The 14,641-nt window shown below is 41.2% G+C and carries 14 protein-coding genes; 7 read left to right on the forward strand and 7 right to left on the reverse strand.

Features of this window, described 5'->3' with window-relative positions; genetic code table 11:
* Positions 1-109: 109 nt before the first annotated feature.
* The 6 genes from greA to DC487_RS14835 all read left to right on the forward strand — a co-directional run bounded on the left by greA (position 110) and on the right by DC487_RS14835 (position 4,567).
* Positions 110-583: a transcription elongation factor GreA gene (gene greA, locus DC487_RS14810; protein ID WP_116776745.1), complete on the forward strand. Its 474-nt coding sequence runs from the start codon at positions 110-112 to the stop codon at positions 581-583.
* 206 nt (positions 584-789) lie between these two features.
* Complete coding sequence (locus DC487_RS14815; RefSeq protein WP_116776746.1) at positions 790-1,200, forward strand: HIT family protein; 411 nt, start codon at positions 790-792, stop codon at positions 1,198-1,200.
* A 108-nt stretch (positions 1,201-1,308) separates the two neighbouring features.
* A complete protein-coding gene (locus DC487_RS14820; protein WP_116776747.1) occupies positions 1,309-1,956 on the forward strand; it encodes a DedA family protein in 648 nt (215 codons plus the stop codon).
* 12 nt (positions 1,957-1,968) lie between these two features.
* Positions 1,969-2,511, forward strand: a complete 543-nt coding sequence (locus tag DC487_RS14825) for an inorganic diphosphatase (protein ID WP_116776748.1) — start codon at positions 1,969-1,971, stop codon at positions 2,509-2,511.
* A gap of 13 nt (positions 2,512-2,524) precedes the next feature.
* The gene (locus DC487_RS14830) at positions 2,525-3,844 is read left to right on the forward strand and encodes a hemolysin family protein (protein WP_116776749.1); all 1,320 of its coding nucleotides are present in this window, start codon (positions 2,525-2,527) and stop codon (positions 3,842-3,844) included.
* A 3-nt stretch (positions 3,845-3,847) separates the two neighbouring features.
* Positions 3,848-4,567 carry a 16S rRNA (uracil(1498)-N(3))-methyltransferase gene (locus DC487_RS14835; protein WP_116776750.1) on the forward strand — a complete coding sequence of 240 codons (720 nt, stop codon included), beginning with the start codon at positions 3,848-3,850 and terminating at the stop codon, positions 4,565-4,567.
* Between the two features lie 75 nt (positions 4,568-4,642).
* Here the strand turns inward: DC487_RS14835 and DC487_RS14840 are convergent, their stop codons facing one another.
* The 6 genes from DC487_RS14840 to DC487_RS14865 form a co-directional block, all read right to left on the reverse strand.
* Positions 4,643-5,134, reverse strand: coding sequence for a DUF3299 domain-containing protein (locus DC487_RS14840; RefSeq protein WP_116776751.1), 492 nt, complete (start codon positions 5,132-5,134; stop codon positions 4,643-4,645).
* 16 nt (positions 5,135-5,150) lie between these two features.
* A complete protein-coding gene (locus DC487_RS14845) occupies positions 5,151-6,554 on the reverse strand; it encodes an ABC transporter permease (protein ID WP_116776752.1) in 1,404 nt (467 codons plus the stop codon).
* A 14-nt stretch (positions 6,555-6,568) separates the two neighbouring features.
* Positions 6,569-7,210 (reverse strand): ABC transporter ATP-binding protein, encoded by a 642-nt coding sequence (locus tag DC487_RS14850; RefSeq protein WP_116776753.1) that lies wholly within the window; start codon positions 7,208-7,210, stop codon positions 6,569-6,571.
* Positions 7,211-7,383: 173 nt separating this feature from the next.
* Entirely contained in the window at positions 7,384-8,577 is a 1,194-nt protein-coding gene (locus tag DC487_RS14855) for a hypothetical protein (RefSeq protein WP_116776754.1), read from the reverse strand.
* Positions 8,578-8,654: 77 nt separating this feature from the next.
* The gene (locus DC487_RS14860) at positions 8,655-11,411 is read right to left on the reverse strand and encodes a TonB-dependent receptor (protein WP_116776755.1); all 2,757 of its coding nucleotides are present in this window, start codon (positions 11,409-11,411) and stop codon (positions 8,655-8,657) included.
* A 283-nt stretch (positions 11,412-11,694) separates the two neighbouring features.
* Complete coding sequence (locus DC487_RS14865; RefSeq protein WP_239016401.1) at positions 11,695-12,819, reverse strand: Gfo/Idh/MocA family protein; 1,125 nt, start codon at positions 12,817-12,819, stop codon at positions 11,695-11,697.
* A gap of 216 nt (positions 12,820-13,035) precedes the next feature.
* Between DC487_RS14865 and DC487_RS14870 the strand changes: the two genes are divergently transcribed.
* Positions 13,036-14,037 carry a TlpA disulfide reductase family protein gene (locus DC487_RS14870; RefSeq protein WP_116776756.1) on the forward strand — a complete coding sequence of 334 codons (1,002 nt, stop codon included), beginning with the start codon at positions 13,036-13,038 and terminating at the stop codon, positions 14,035-14,037.
* Between the two features lie 102 nt (positions 14,038-14,139).
* Here the strand turns inward: DC487_RS14870 and DC487_RS14875 are convergent, their stop codons facing one another.
* Positions 14,140-14,583: a nuclear transport factor 2 family protein gene (locus tag DC487_RS14875; protein WP_116776757.1), complete on the reverse strand. Its 444-nt coding sequence runs from the start codon at positions 14,581-14,583 to the stop codon at positions 14,140-14,142.
* Positions 14,584-14,641 lie beyond the last annotated feature (58 nt).

A 14,641-nucleotide genomic window follows, 5' to 3' on the forward strand; every position in this document is an offset into this window, starting at 1 on the left:
ATTATTTTCGTGATAATGAGCAAGGCCATGTTGTCCGATTAGGATAGTATGGTCTTGCCTTTTTTATTGTCTATTATTAAATAACATAGTGCTAATTAGATAGTTTATTATGGCAGAAGTAACTTATTATACGGAAGAGGGATTAGCTAAGCTTCGTGAAGAATTACAGTATCTAAAAACCGAAGGACGTACAAAGATCGCGAATGCGATCGCAGAAGCGAGAGACAAGGGAGATCTTTCAGAAAATGCGGAATATGATGCCGCAAAAGAGGCGCAAGGACTACATGAGGCTAAAATCGCTAAATTGGAAACCGTATTGTCTACCGCGCGTATCATTGATGAGTCTAATCTGGATACATCCAAAGTGTTGGCGCTATCTATTGTGAAAATTAAGAATGTGAAAAATGGTGCGGTCATGACCTATCAACTGGTATCGGAAACTGAAGCTGATTTCAAATCGGGTAAAATTTCAGTAAAATCACCGATTGCCCAAGGCCTTTTGGGTTTAAAGGTAGGCGATATAGCTACGGTATCGGTCCCTGCAGGAGAAATGAATCTAGAGATATTGGAAATATCGCGCTAGAAATATCGTAATGGTTATGTGCGGTTCTGCCATAACCGCACGAACTTGCATAATAACTCAGAAAGAAGTCGAGACAGTACGTTCCGACTTCTTTCTTTTTTTGTTATATTTGCTAATGATCACTGGCAGAATTGAAACATCAAACAAAATATAAGGTGGGATGTTGTCAACATTAGAATCCAGTTTTTTATACACTAATAGTAGTTATGTCTACAATATTTTCTAAAATCGTCTCGGGTGAGATACCGGCGTACAAAGTAGCCGAAAGCAATGATTTTCTTGCTTTTCTAGATGTAAGGCCGATTGCCAAAGGACACGTTTTAGTGATTCCGAAAGAAGAAACAGATTATATATTTGATATTGGCGATGATGCCTATATGGGCATGTGGATGTTTGCCAAAATTGTTGCACAAGGCATTAAAAAAGCCATTCCATGTGAACGGGTAGGTGTTGCTGTTGTTGGATTAGAAGTTGCGCATGCACATATTCATTTAGTGCCCATCAATGCGATTTCTGATTTGAATTTTGAAAAACCAAAGTTGGAATTTTCGGAGGAAGATATGTTAACGATTTCTGAGGAAATACGAGAATCCATCTCTAAAGTTACGCATGGATAAGCCACCGACACCCTTTCCGAGATATCCATTACACCAATCACCATTTTTAATGATTGTCTTTCTTCAAGCCGTTGTGCATGACGATACTAGGGCCGTAATTTGATTGATATGCAAGAGTTTCTATTATCATTTCAGCAATTGATGGATCCCGAATACCTGCTTAGTCATGGCGGGTTCTACATCGTTTGTCTTATTGTATTTGCAGAAACGGGTCTTTTCTTCGGGTTCTTTTTACCTGGCGACTACTTGTTGTTTTTAGCCGGTTTATTTTGTGCATTAGGAAAGATTGATGTAGATATTATCACACTCTATTTGGGAATCCTTGGTGCAGGTGTATTAGGCAATTTTGTGGGATATTGGTTTGGAAATCGTGCTGGCCCTATGCTTTTCAAGAGACAGGATTCCATCTTATTCAAACGCAAGTACGTGGTAATGGCGGAGGAATTTTTCCAGAAATGGGGCGGTACTGCATTGATTATCGGCCGTTTTGTTCCAATTATACGTACATTTGCTCCCATATTTGCGGGTGTGGTACAGCTGAATTTCCGTAAATTCGTTTTATACAACATTATTGGTGCCTTTTTGTGGGTATCATTATTAACATTGACCGGTTATTATCTAGGGGTGAAATTTCCCGAAGTAATCAATTATGTGGAATACATCATCGTTGGTTTGATCGTAGTGGCTTTCTTACCGATAGCTATAGCCTTGCTTAGACGCCGACTCAAAGACCTTAAGAAAACAAAAGATAAATAGTTAATATATTACATGAGTACACAACATCCTTGGCATCAAGTATCGCCTGGCGAAGACTTGCCTAGTTCCGTAAATGCAATTATCGAAATCCCAAAAGGATCAAAAGCAAAGTATGAAATCGACAAAGATAGCGGCTTAATCAAATTGGATCGCGTGCTATTTTCGTCGGTTATGTATCCGGCTAACTACGGTTTCATACCACAAACGTATTGTGATGACAAAGATCCGTTAGATATTTTGGTGCTTTGTTCCGTGGATGTATATCCTATGAGCTTGATCGAAGCTAAAGTAGTTGGCGTGATGCACATGATAGATGGTGGTGAGCAAGATGATAAAATCATCGCGGTAGCAAAACATGATATGTCGGTCAATTATATCAATGATCTGTCGGAGTTGCCTCCACACACGATGAAAGAGATTGTACGTTTCTTCCAAGATTACAAAGCTTTGGAAAATAAAAACGTGACGATCGAAAATTTATATGGCAGAACTTATGCAGAAAATGTTATTTTAGAGAGCATTGAATTGTATAAGAAAGAGTTTGGTAATAAATAGATACGATAAGTAAATGGGTTTCGATATTTTTTGGACAATCTTCTTGGTTCTTGCTAACGGCTTTTTCGTAGCGGCAGAGTTCGCCATCGTCAAAGTTCGGGCATCACAGATTGAGCTTCAAGCAAAGTCTGGTAGCAAAGTGGCCAAGATGGCCAAAAATATAACCGAGCACCTAGATGGTTATCTTGCGGCTACTCAACTCGGTATAACCTTGGCCTCCTTGGCTTTAGGTTGGGTAGGTGAGAAGGTGATGACGGAAATTGTTAATAACATGTTTGGTTTCTTCAATGTGGAATTGACAGGACGCTGGGCTACCAATTTGGGGCACGTGTTAGCATTTGCCATCATCACTTTCCTGCATATTGTTTTTGGCGAGCTAGCACCTAAGTCGATCGCTATTCAAAAACCTGTAGCTACGACGATGCGTATTGCATTGCCACTACAGTTCTTTTATTATATTTTCAAGCCTATCATCTGGGTATTGAATGGCTTTGCGAACCTTTTATTAAAACTGATTGGTATTCAGGTTAATGCGCATGAAGTCAGCCATTCATCAGAAGAATTACAATACTTATTGGAAAAAGGTCGCGAAAGTGGCGCTTTAAATACGTCCGAGCACGAGTTGATCAAGAATGTATTTGATTTCAACGAGCGTATTGTAAAGAATATCATGGTGCCACGTACAAAAATCGTTGCGGCTGAGGTGAATGAAACCCCAGAAGATTTTATCAATCGGGTAACGGAAGAAGGCTATTCCCGTGTGCCGATTTATCAAGACAATATCGACCAGATCATCGGTCTAGTGCATACCAAAGATCTTCTTCCTATCGTCGCCAAAGGCAAAGAAGTGGTACTTAAGCGCATCATGCGTAAGCCATATTTCATTCCAGAGACCAAGAAGATCAATGATCTAATGGCTGAGTTCCAACAAAAACGTATACAGATTGCCTTTGTATTGGATGAGTTTGGCGGTACAGCTGGTATGGTTACATTGGAAGATATCGTAGAAGAATTAGTAGGTGATATTCAAGATGAGTATGATAACGAAACACCTTTGGTAGAGCATATCTCGGATAGAGAGTTTATGGTAGATGCAGGTGCGAATGTGCACGATGTGAATGAATTTCTGCCGTTGGAATTGCCAGAAAGCTCTGATTATGATACGATAGCTGGTCTGGTGAGCCATGTCTTTGAGCGTATACCTGATGTAGGTGATAGTTGCGAAGATTTAGGTTATATCTTTACCATTATGAAAAAAACACAGCAAAATATTGAATTCGTGAAATTGGATTTGGTGGAAACACCGAATGACGATTCCGATTACGTAGATTAAGTTATGTTGTTATTCTATACACCCGATGTGCAGCATACGCACACCGAGTATCTCCTTTCGGAGGAAGAAAGCAAGCACGCCATTCGCGTGCTTCGTTTGCAAATAGGCAGTACGGTGCACTTGGTGAATGGTGCGGGCGATCTGCTGCAAGCAGAAATCATTGATGCCCATCCAAAGCGTACCGCGTTAAGGATCTTATCATACGAACGCGAGTTTCAGAAAAGAAATTATTACCTGCACATAGCGATTGCGCCGACGAAGAATATCGATCGGCTGGAGTGGTTTATTGAGAAAGCGACGGAGATCGGGGTGGACGAGATTACGCCGATTATCTGTGAGCATTCTGAGCGAAAAGAAGTGAAGGTAGATCGATTGAGCAAAGTGGCGGTAGCGGCGATGAAACAATCGCTGAAAGCGTATCTTCCGCAGATCAATCCGGCTATTTCTTTCACAGCCTTTATGGAGCAGCAACGTGCTGCTACCGAACCAGTGCATAAAGCCATTGCGCACTGTGTCGATATGGAAAAGGCATATCTTAGCACATTCTTCCCGCCTAAGTCGGCTTACTTGATTTTAATAGGACCTGAAGGAGATTTCTCCGAGAAGGAAATTGCATCAGCAATGACCGATGGCTTCCAGATGATGTCGCTTGGTGAAAGTCGCTTACGAACTGAAACGGCGGCATTGATGGCTACAGCAGAGGTGTCAGTATTGAACCGCTAATAGTAACACTGTGACGCATAAAAAAGGGTTTTCTGCCATCGGCAGAAAACCCTTTTTTATGCTATAAATATGTAGTTATTTAATCACTACGGCATCCACAATTTGGATTTCAGAATTGCCTTTCAGTGGTTCTGGATTGAACACCATTTTGCCTCTTAGTTTGACTGGTTCGTCGGAGAATTTAACCGTTGTGCCATTTTTCATGATGATTTCCACCATCGGCGGAATACCGTTAGTTCCACAAAACTGACATTGCGCCAGCGGGAGCACCGATATCATAAATGTACTGTGATTTCTGCCGCTTTTGAGCGGCACCATATAGCCCGGCAAGTCCACCTGTTTATTTTCCATGGCCTTGAGCACTGGCGGATATTCCGGTGTATATATTTTCTTATTTCCTTGGGTCGTTACTTTGTACATCATCTTATCGATGGCTTCCCAAGTTTTGTTCATCATCGGTGTATGATCCGGTACTTCCATTCCCGGGAATTGATTGGCACCACCAATCTGCGCTTGTGCTGTATAAGCTGCAATAGATAAGAGAACTGCTATAAATATCTGTTTCATCGTGTTGTTTGTGTAATTATTTGTCACCCAAAATGGTGGATATCGTAGTGTTGTACGCTTTGATAGCGGGTAATATCGCAGCAATGGTTCCGATTGCTGCCGCAATGACTAGAATCAACAATTCTGTCGGGCTCACAGCTAGTGCTTGGATAAAATCCGCGCTCTGTCCCGTCTGTGTGCTGATATAGTACAAGGCTAAATGACCAAATAGTAATCCCACCACACCACCAATCAAGGTAATGACTAATCCTTCGACTATCACTAATGTGAAAAGTTTAGTCTTCCCAGCACCTAATGATCGCATGACAGCTAGATCGTACTTGCGTTCTTTTAGCGCGTTGTATAAGCTAATGAATACGCTTAGCCCAGCAATTAACATAATCACGTAAGCCAAGATTTCTAAAGAATCAATTCCTACCCCTAACAAGGAGAACAAACGTGTGGTTTCCATCGCAGGAGAAGCCGCTTGCATCGCAGTGGATTGGTTGACCATACGAGGCAATGTGCTGATCGCTGCTGGGCTACTGTATCTAATCAATAAAGAGGTAATTTCCAAACCTTGTGATTTGTACACATCATCACCGATGCTTTTCACAACTTGTACGCTAGCCGTATCTTGCTCGTGCTCGTGCGCGTTTTCTTCAGCGTGTTGATGATCGTGATGGTCGTGATGCGCATCCGTAGTATGTTGATGATCATCGTGATTGTGTTCATGATCGTGTGACTCGTGATTGTGTTCATGATCGTGCGATTCGTGATTATGTGCATGATCTCCATCTGCATGTGTGTGGTCATCATCATGAGCAATATCGTGTACATCCCAGATGCTGGCTAGATCACATAATAGCAAATTATCGACCACCGTTCCGGTAGGCGCTAAAATACCGACTACGGTAAATGGATGCTCGTCGTGCACATGACCGTTTTCTGCTAATCCATGTGCGCTATGTACTGGATCGCCAATTTTCAGGTTGTTCTTCCGTGCGGTTTCGCTTCCAATGACTGTTTCAAAGCTCTTGGACCACATGGAGCCTTGTGCGATCTCTAGTTCGTATAGGTCAAAATAAGTGCTATCAGTGCCGATAATACGATGTCCCTTGAAGTTATCACCCAACGACATAGGCACCGCTAAATCCACTAATGGATTGTCGCGAAATTGGAGCGCATCCGACAACAAAATATTCCCCGTCGGGTAATCCACATGGTAAATGGAACTTAGAATCAATTGTAACGGACTGCCTTTGGCGCCGATCACTAAGTCAATGTTCTTGCTGTTGTTGTCCAACTGCTTTTCAAACGTATCGCTCGTAATATAGATCACCACCAAAATAGCCACACCAAAGGCAGTCAGTAAAATGCTGAGTAATGCCGAACCTAATTGTTGCGTAATATTCTTCCAAACTAATTGTAACGTGCTCATATCAATGGTATCTATTAAAGGAAGTAGGTGTTGGTAAATTCGTCTTTGATGCGTTTGTCGTGCGTCGCGATGATGAGCGTAGAACCGTGTGTGTCGGCCATTTCTCGTAATAATGTCAGCACGCGTTGTGTATTATTATCATCCAAAGAAGCAGTCGGTTCATCGGCTAATAAGATCGCAGGACGATTGATGATCGCACGTGCAATGGCCGCACGTTGCAGTTGTCCGCGGCTTAGTTGGTTGGGATGCTTTGCGCTATGTTCTGCCAGTTGTAACTGCCCTAACAAAGTGTCTATTTTCTCTTGATCTACTTTGTATCCCGCTAAGGATTGTGCTAAGCGAATATTCTCTGATAAAGTTAGGTTTTTTAAGAGATGTGCTTCTTGAAAGATGAAACCGATGTTCTGTGCCCGAAATTTATCTAAAGCGGATTCCGACAGCTGGTAGATATTTTCGTTGTTGATACGTACTTGGCCATTTGTCGGATTCGAAAGTCCGCCCAAAAGATTGAGCAGCGTGCTCTTTCCGGTGCCCGAGTCGCCAAGCAATAGGGTATGTTGCTGTTTGTGGATATGGAGATCTTTGAAAGCCAGCGTTGGGCTTTGCGATCCGTAACGAAAAGTTAGACCTTCAGTTTGCAGCACATAGTTGTCCATAAGTTCACCTCTTTTTATGTGCAAATTAACATTTTTTTTAGGCTAAAACTAATTTGGAAGGGCAGGAGTGGCTATCTATTGAAAAAGATACAGAAGGGTAGGTGAGATACCAAAAGAATAGCGCCGACAGAATTATCTGTCGGCGCTATTGCGTTATATATTTTTGGATTGTACTAGAAACCTACTGTCCAGCCTTTTGCCCAGTCCGGTTGATCAACACCGTTACCAGCACCAACTGCGTTAGCATTCTCTGTTACCATTTTAGCAATATCAACAGCAGCACCAGCAGTACTTGATCCTTTTACTTTAGTACCAACATTTACAAATCTTACGTTGGTGGCTTTCAAAGATCCATCATTTATAAAAGCAATACCTTCGTCGTGTTGGATATCAAATCCAGTAGCCCAGTTAGCAATTACAACGTTGTCTAAGTTACCATTAGTTCCTACGCGCATTTTAACAGCTTGATCTTCGGTTGAACCTCCGCGGTTACCTACCAAAGTAAGATTACGAAGCGTTGGATTAGAGATCGGAGTAGCTTTGTGATTTACACTGTTGTTATCTGCCTCGATACCACGGTTACCATCGTTAGTTTTCCAACCAAACCAGAACTCACCTGTACCATTCCAACCTTCAGTCCAGTCAAACATATCATCAGCTACAAAGCTAGATCCTTGTGTGCTTTTGTTTACTACTACTAAATAACGAGAATCTACTGTTCCACCGAACCACTCAAAACCGTCATCAGAACCTTCATAAGCTTGTACGTACTCAATAGTAGTACCTTTACCTACACCAAACATAGATAAACCATTGAATTCTTTTTCTTCGTTGAATGAATAACCAGTATATTCCAAACGTAAATATCTTACAGAACCAGAGTTATCATTAGCATCTGTACCACCGTAAGTCAACTCAGAAACCTCTGCAGTAGCTGTTTGTCCTTTGTTGATTGGTGCTTTACCACAAATAACTAAACCACCCCAAGCACCAGCGCTCTTTTTAGTAGCAGTCATTACTACTGGATTAGTAGCTGTACCTTTTACATTGATTTTTGCGCCTTGACCTACTGCGATATAACGGATTTCTTGTTGTGCTGTAGTGACATCTGTCGCTTCGATAATAACACCAGGTTCGATGGTTAATGTTGCACCGTTAGATACCTCTAATTTACCAGTCAATTTGTATGTGCCTGAGCTCAATACAACTTCGCCATCAGTGATCGTACCTCGTAGGTCTTCACGATTCAAGGTAAAGCTAGAAGGTCTCTCCGTGTTATTATCACTGTCACAAGAAGCCATCGTGATTAAACATACAGCGGCTCCTAAAGCAGCTTGTTTAAAATTGGTCAAAAATTTGTTTTTCATTTCGTGGATAGATTTTTTTCTGTCTCAAAATTATGCTTACGATTTGTACTATGTTTTACCGCAATGTTATGTTATTGTTAAAGGCGGTATCTTACACCTAGGGAGAAGCGAATTCCTTTTCTGTAATTAAATAATATAGGTGCGTCTATAGCTGAATCGGAGCCTGCTACTGTTTCCTGCACCCGGTTGAAGCTAGGATTGGTAACATTTAATACATTGGCATCGATGCCAAAGCGGTTATTGATTTTGTATTTAAAGATAAAGTCTAATGTACCTACACCCTGATCGATTTGATTGCCACGTCCTTCAGATCCTAAGGCGTACAAACGGTCTGAGAAATAATTATAGACAACTGTAGCCATAATGTCGGATGCATTGCCCCACGCTTTATAATATGAAAGATCTGTATTGACCAAGAAATCTGAGGCTCCCGTAAATCCTGAGCGCGTATTAGTCAGGTTGATATTATATGAACCTCCAGAAGGAAATTGCGTTTCGCGACGAACTTTTTCGGGGTCAATCACTTGATCGGTTTTGATATAAGCCGCATTGGCGCCAAAAGATAATTTACCAAATTGATCGGTACTCAGTACATCTTTCTTAAATTCTACTTCCAATCCATAAACAGTACCATAATCACCAATGTTTACGTAAGAAATATCATTGGAAGATGAAGCTAGAAGTACTTCGTTGATTGGGTTTTGAATGTACTTTCCAAACAAAGTGGCTGAAAGCAATTCCGAAGATTTCGGGAAAGCTTCCCAACGTAGATCTAAGTTGTAATCGGTAGAAGGATACAGGTTGGGGTTACCTTGCTTAGATTCGTTGATATCTCGGTAAATGAAGAAGGCTCTCTCCTTGAATTGTGGCAGTGTATAGGTTTTGCTCAAGCCCATACGAAGGTTTTGATTGTCTTTTAACACATACTTCAATAATAAACTTGGAAGGACTTCATTTCTGGTGATGCTATTCGTAGTACCACTTCTATCCAATTGAGTCATGAAGCTTACATCCTGACGAATATTTTCGTATCGTAATCCCAATGTACCACTTAACCGTTCCGTTAGGTTGTACTGTAGGTTTGTAAATGGAGCATGTATATCTTGCGTACCATCATACGTTTGAGGTAAGTCGGCATTGAAACCTAATTGAGAAAACAAACCAGCATTAAGATTCTCTTGATTGAAGAATTCATCTAAGTTGGTCGGATCGATCGGACGATTACGTGGTACAGAGAAGTTTACCTGAAAATCTTCAAATGCACGTTTTTTCATCTTGCCATTATACCCGACAGACCAAATACCTTTATCGTCATCTAGTTTGTAGCTGGCTGCCAAATTAAGTGCGATCTCGTTTTCTGATAAATCCTGAAAGTAACGGTGATTATTGGTCACCGCATTTTGAATAAAGACATACTGCTGAGTAGCATCGTTCAATTGCATAAAGTTCTGAATACGATCAGGAATTTTTGTTTTTACGCGGTTGTATGATAATCCCCAATTGACATCAATCTTATCGTTTAGCTTATGCTTACCTAATAATTGATTGGCGGTTACGGTATTTTGAATATAGGTAGAGCGTCTTATTAAGCCGCTGCCATCTTCTGCCATGTCACGTAATGCACCGGTGTAGGTGTCATAAAACTGATCCGACGAATTCATCATCAAAAAATTGTAGGTGATGCTATGATTCGGATTGAATATATAATTTGCAGTCACCATTCCGGTCGAATTAGTCGTATATCCTTGGCGAAGTTGCTCTAAATCGTTGATAACTGCACCGCCAGCACTTAATTGTCTATTTACTCCTTCCCGATGATAAGCGTCACTAGAGTAATTTGCGGAAGCAAACAAATTCAATTTATGTCCGTTCGCGAATCTGAATGATTTGCCACCCAATAAACCAAAGCTTCCTGTAATCGGTGTCTTCTTGACAGGATTCATACTATTTTGGAAATTGAAGCCGCCCAGTGGATCGTTTGGCACACCATAATTGACAAAACCAAATGGGTTGGGACCGTCTTGTAAATGGAAGGAGTTCCAGTTTTTCAATACGTTGGTATTAGTGTTGCCTCCCAGTTTTACTTCCAGAAAACCTTTTCCATCGTAATTTTTAGAAGCGATATCCACGTTTCCACCGGCGAAATCGCCTGGCAGGTAGGTGCTATATACTTTATCAATAGTGATGTATTCGATAATATCCGATGTAAATAAGCCTAATTCTAGGTTTTTAAGTTCAGGATCGTTAGATGGAACCGGTAGTCCGTTCAATGTGGTGTTATTATAGCGGTCACCCAATCCACGTACGAAGACCTCATTGCTGCCTTCTTGTCTGGAAACGCCTGTCATACGGTTTACGGCAGCTCCCGCATCGGAAATACCTTTTCTGGAGAGCTCTTGTGCTCCCATGTATTCTACCATTAGATTAGATTGGCGGCGCATATCCAGCAAAGCGATCTCACTGATACGCTCGCGTCTTCGAGAAATCACAATCTCGTCTAAAACCGAGTTCTTACTAACTAAGGAAAGCGTGGCAAAATGAACATCATCCTGTCCATGTTTAATTACTAAGGTATCCGGTGTATAACCAATTAATCCAGCAACGATGGTATATTCTTTTCCATCTTTTGGAAGGTCGAAAAAGAAGTTTCCGTCTTTGTCGGTCGCGCTCTCGCGATTCCTTTCGAGTAGTCGAACAGAGGCTCCTTCAATAGGCTTCATTGATTCTACGTCCAATACGACGCCTTTGATACCATACTGTTGTTGTGCGGAAGCGAAAGATAGCAAGCCAAAGGCTAAAGCTAACGCCAAAAATAAATGCTTGGTAGATTGCATAGTAGATATTGTTGTCTTTTTGCCGGAAAGTTTTGAGTTCCTTTATCCCACGAAAGGAAGCGTGACTTTCAAGCTAAAGCATTGTTAATATTATGTTGCAAATCTATAAGCAGAATGTTACCAAGAGGTTAATCCTAGATTATGTTAATGGTTGCTATGTGTTAATTAATTGTAAACTCCTAAAAGGAGCTTCCGTGAACTATTTGACCTGCTGGGAAGTACGTACGCTCGAAAATCCGCATCTTATGAATGCAGATTTTAACCTATCTTAACCGATCTCTTTTTACCCTAACTGCAATTCCTGCCGGTCGCCCGTTTTGCAAGAGCGATAAATCGCATCAATAATCTTTAAGTCTTGCAAACCAACTTTCCCATCTACCGGCAAGATTGGCTTCTTACCGTCTAAGATGATTTGCGCCATCTCATCCATTTGTACAGTTTGATGTACGGTATGGGGTTGGTTTAATGGACCATTTTTCGTGCGTCCTTTTACTGGTCCGTAGCCAGTAGAAGGTTGCATTTCTACAAAATCATTTTCGCCCACCAAGTAAAAGCGATCGAGATGATTCATATTATAAGTAGATAAACAGGAAGCCACCGCACCACTAGGAAATCCCAATTGAAACTGAATCGTTTCATCCACGCCTTCTTTAAAGGTCTCAAAATCTGTTTTTGTTTCTTGCGCTGTTACCCAGACAGGATCTTCACCGACCATGTAGCGCGCACCATTAATCGAATAAATACCAATATCCATCATGGAGCCGCCTCCAGCTAGTTCCTTATTGACACGCCATTGATTGGGATCGCCAATTTTAAAGCCGGTTTGTCCTTGGAAAAATTTAATTTTTCCCAATTGCCCTTTTTCTCGCAATTCTACCGCTTTCAACGTATTTGGTTCGAAGCGCATGCGGTAACCGACCAGTAATTGCACGCCTGCAGTTGCACAAGCATCCAACATTTCCTGTCCTTCCTTGGCGTTGATCGCCATCGGTTTTTCACAGATTACATGTTTACCCGCTTTGGCTACGCGAATCGTTTGGCTATGATGCAAGGCATTCGGCGTAATAATATAGACGGCATCAATTTCTGGGTTGTTTATAATCTGGTCAAAATTCTCATAGTTATATCGACTACCTTCCGGAACTTGATATTTCTCGCCCCAGGTCTTTAGTTTTTCTGGAGTTCCGCTGATTAAGCCTGTAATCTTTGCTCTGCTGCACGATTGCATCGCTTCTGCCACGCGCTCTGCATAACCACCCAATCCCATGAGCGCCACTTTTAAAATGGGTTTGTCTGTATCTAATTCCGTTTTCTGAATCGGAATGGCGAATGGATAAGCACTTAACGTAGGTACTGCGATGGCAGATAAGGTGAGTTGTTGCAAAAATCGACGACGTGAACTAATCATAGGTAAATTATTTGTGATTCAAATAGGTTGTTTACGAAACAGTTAAGCTACTGAAAAGTTTTTACATATTTTAGAGTCTGGCATATCGCGTTAACGATGTGTCACATTAATGTATACCTATTTGGTAGATTATCTGATTTTATCTAACTTCGTATCCACAAGACAAGAGACGATATCTATCTAATTGTTCTACACGTACTAAATCATTAATTACATATGTTAACAAAACTGATCCTATCTATTGGTATTTTGCTCGGGGCATTTGCTGGCGCAAATGCACAAGATAACCGCCCGCTGCAACTTTCTGGATCTATTAAAGGACTGAAGCAGGGTACTGTTTACCTGCAGCGCTACGACAATAAAGTCTTTAAATTAGTCGATTCTACACAAGTGGTGAATGGTAAGTTTTCTTTTAAGACCTCTGTCCCTTTACCAGAATTGTATTCATTGAGTTTGCAACCATCCGGTACAGATCTGCAAGTATTTTTAGATGATCAACCTACCAAAATCACGGTAGGGAAGGATCAAGATTTTAGAAAAGCAACGGTCTCCGGTTCGAAATGGCAAACGCAATTTGATGGCTATAAAAAGAGAGCGAGTGAATTGACGGCGGTCGAATTTATAAAAGAAGATCCAAAATCAATCGTAGCGGCTTTCGCCTTGTTTCGAAACTATTCTTATGATTTATCTCCGCAAGAGATTAGAGAGCACGTGGCTTTGCTCGATCCTTCTTTATCTAATACGCAGTATGTACAGATCTTAAACGATTTGGCCACTAAGCAAGAAGCAGTATTGCCCGGTAATAAAGCAATTGATTTTGTATCCACTGATCCGGAAGGCAATCAGGTACGGTTTTTCGATCATTTGGGCAAAGGCAATTATGTCTTATTAGATTTTTGGGCAGGCTGGTGTCCACCATGTCGCGCGGAGAATCCCAATATCGTAAAAGCCTATCAACAATATAAAGATAAGGGCTTTGATGTGTTTGGCGTTTCTTTAGATCGTACCAAATCATCCTGGTTGAAAGCCATAGAAGATGATCAATTAGATTGGACTCACGTTTCAGATTTAGCATTTTGGGATACCGAAGCACCAGCATTGTATGGTGTTCGATTTATTCCTTCCAACTTGCTAATTGATTCTGACGGGATCATCGTTGCACGTAATGTGACCGGTGAAGCGCTGCACACCCTATTAGCAGAATTATTAGATAAGTAGTATCGTGTATCTTCTTTAATACAACAAAAGCGCTTGATGAAACTCAGCTTCATCAAGCGCTTTTGTTGTATATGGTAGTAGGTTGAAGTTATTTCTTCGGATTTATTTTTTATCAGTAGGGTAGGTCGTTACCACTTTGCTTACTTTCCATCCGCCATTGGTTGCATGTAATGTTAAGTAGTCTACTCTAGTGAAGTCGCGGAACACCATAGTAACCTTTGCTAAGCTGGTGTTTCCAGTTTCATCAAGTACCTCATAGGTCGTGGTACATTCGAATTTGAGCCCTTTATTTTGTTTCAAAAACTGCATGTACTGCTTGCGGTTGTATTTTTTCTCGGTGCGATCCGCTGCGTTACGATATTCGAAGTCTTTAGCAAAGATCATATTATTGAAGTCATTAAGCCCTTCAGTAAGGGATGAAACGTATGCCGACAATGTGTTACTCGATGCAGTTGGCGCAACGACGTGCATAGGTGTTGCGGCGAAGGATGAGAAGCTAGCGATCATTAATAATGCTGCTGCGATGGAGGTGATTGATTTTTTCATGATTTCTATGTTTTAAAGTTTTTTTGTTTGTTTCTATGGTTCAAAAGTAGCCCGCAGT

It is taken from the genome of Sphingobacterium corticibacter, from assembly GCF_003076635.1.
In the GTDB taxonomy this organism is placed as follows: domain Bacteria; phylum Bacteroidota; class Bacteroidia; order Sphingobacteriales; family Sphingobacteriaceae; genus Sphingobacterium; species Sphingobacterium corticibacter.

What these genes read in the sequence shown, in the direction of transcription:
- greA (WP_116776745.1), top strand. Translation starts at nt 110, where the DNA reads ATGGCAGAAGTAACTTATTATACGGAAGAGGGATTAGCTAAGCTTCGT.
- DC487_RS14815 (WP_116776746.1), top strand. Translation starts at nt 790, where the DNA reads ATGTCTACAATATTTTCTAAAATCGTCTCGGGTGAGATACCGGCGTAC.
- DC487_RS14820 (WP_116776747.1), top strand. Translation starts at nt 1,309, where the DNA reads ATGCAAGAGTTTCTATTATCATTTCAGCAATTGATGGATCCCGAATAC.
- DC487_RS14825 (WP_116776748.1), top strand. Translation starts at nt 1,969, where the DNA reads ATGAGTACACAACATCCTTGGCATCAAGTATCGCCTGGCGAAGACTTG.
- DC487_RS14830 (WP_116776749.1), top strand. Translation starts at nt 2,525, where the DNA reads ATGGGTTTCGATATTTTTTGGACAATCTTCTTGGTTCTTGCTAACGGC.
- DC487_RS14835 (WP_116776750.1), top strand. Translation starts at nt 3,848, where the DNA reads ATGTTGTTATTCTATACACCCGATGTGCAGCATACGCACACCGAGTAT.
- DC487_RS14840 (WP_116776751.1), bottom strand. Translation starts at nt 5,134, where the DNA reads ATGAAACAGATATTTATAGCAGTTCTCTTATCTATTGCAGCTTATACA.
- DC487_RS14845 (WP_116776752.1), bottom strand. Translation starts at nt 6,554, where the DNA reads ATGAGCACGTTACAATTAGTTTGGAAGAATATTACGCAACAATTAGGT.
- DC487_RS14850 (WP_116776753.1), bottom strand. Translation starts at nt 7,210, where the DNA reads ATGGACAACTATGTGCTGCAAACTGAAGGTCTAACTTTTCGTTACGGA.
- DC487_RS14855 (WP_116776754.1), bottom strand. Translation starts at nt 8,577, where the DNA reads ATGAAAAACAAATTTTTGACCAATTTTAAACAAGCTGCTTTAGGAGCC.
- DC487_RS14860 (WP_116776755.1), bottom strand. Translation starts at nt 11,411, where the DNA reads ATGCAATCTACCAAGCATTTATTTTTGGCGTTAGCTTTAGCCTTTGGC.
- DC487_RS14865 (WP_239016401.1), bottom strand. Translation starts at nt 12,819, where the DNA reads ATGATTAGTTCACGTCGTCGATTTTTGCAACAACTCACCTTATCTGCC.
- DC487_RS14870 (WP_116776756.1), top strand. Translation starts at nt 13,036, where the DNA reads ATGTTAACAAAACTGATCCTATCTATTGGTATTTTGCTCGGGGCATTT.
- DC487_RS14875 (WP_116776757.1), bottom strand. Translation starts at nt 14,583, where the DNA reads ATGAAAAAATCAATCACCTCCATCGCAGCAGCATTATTAATGATCGCT.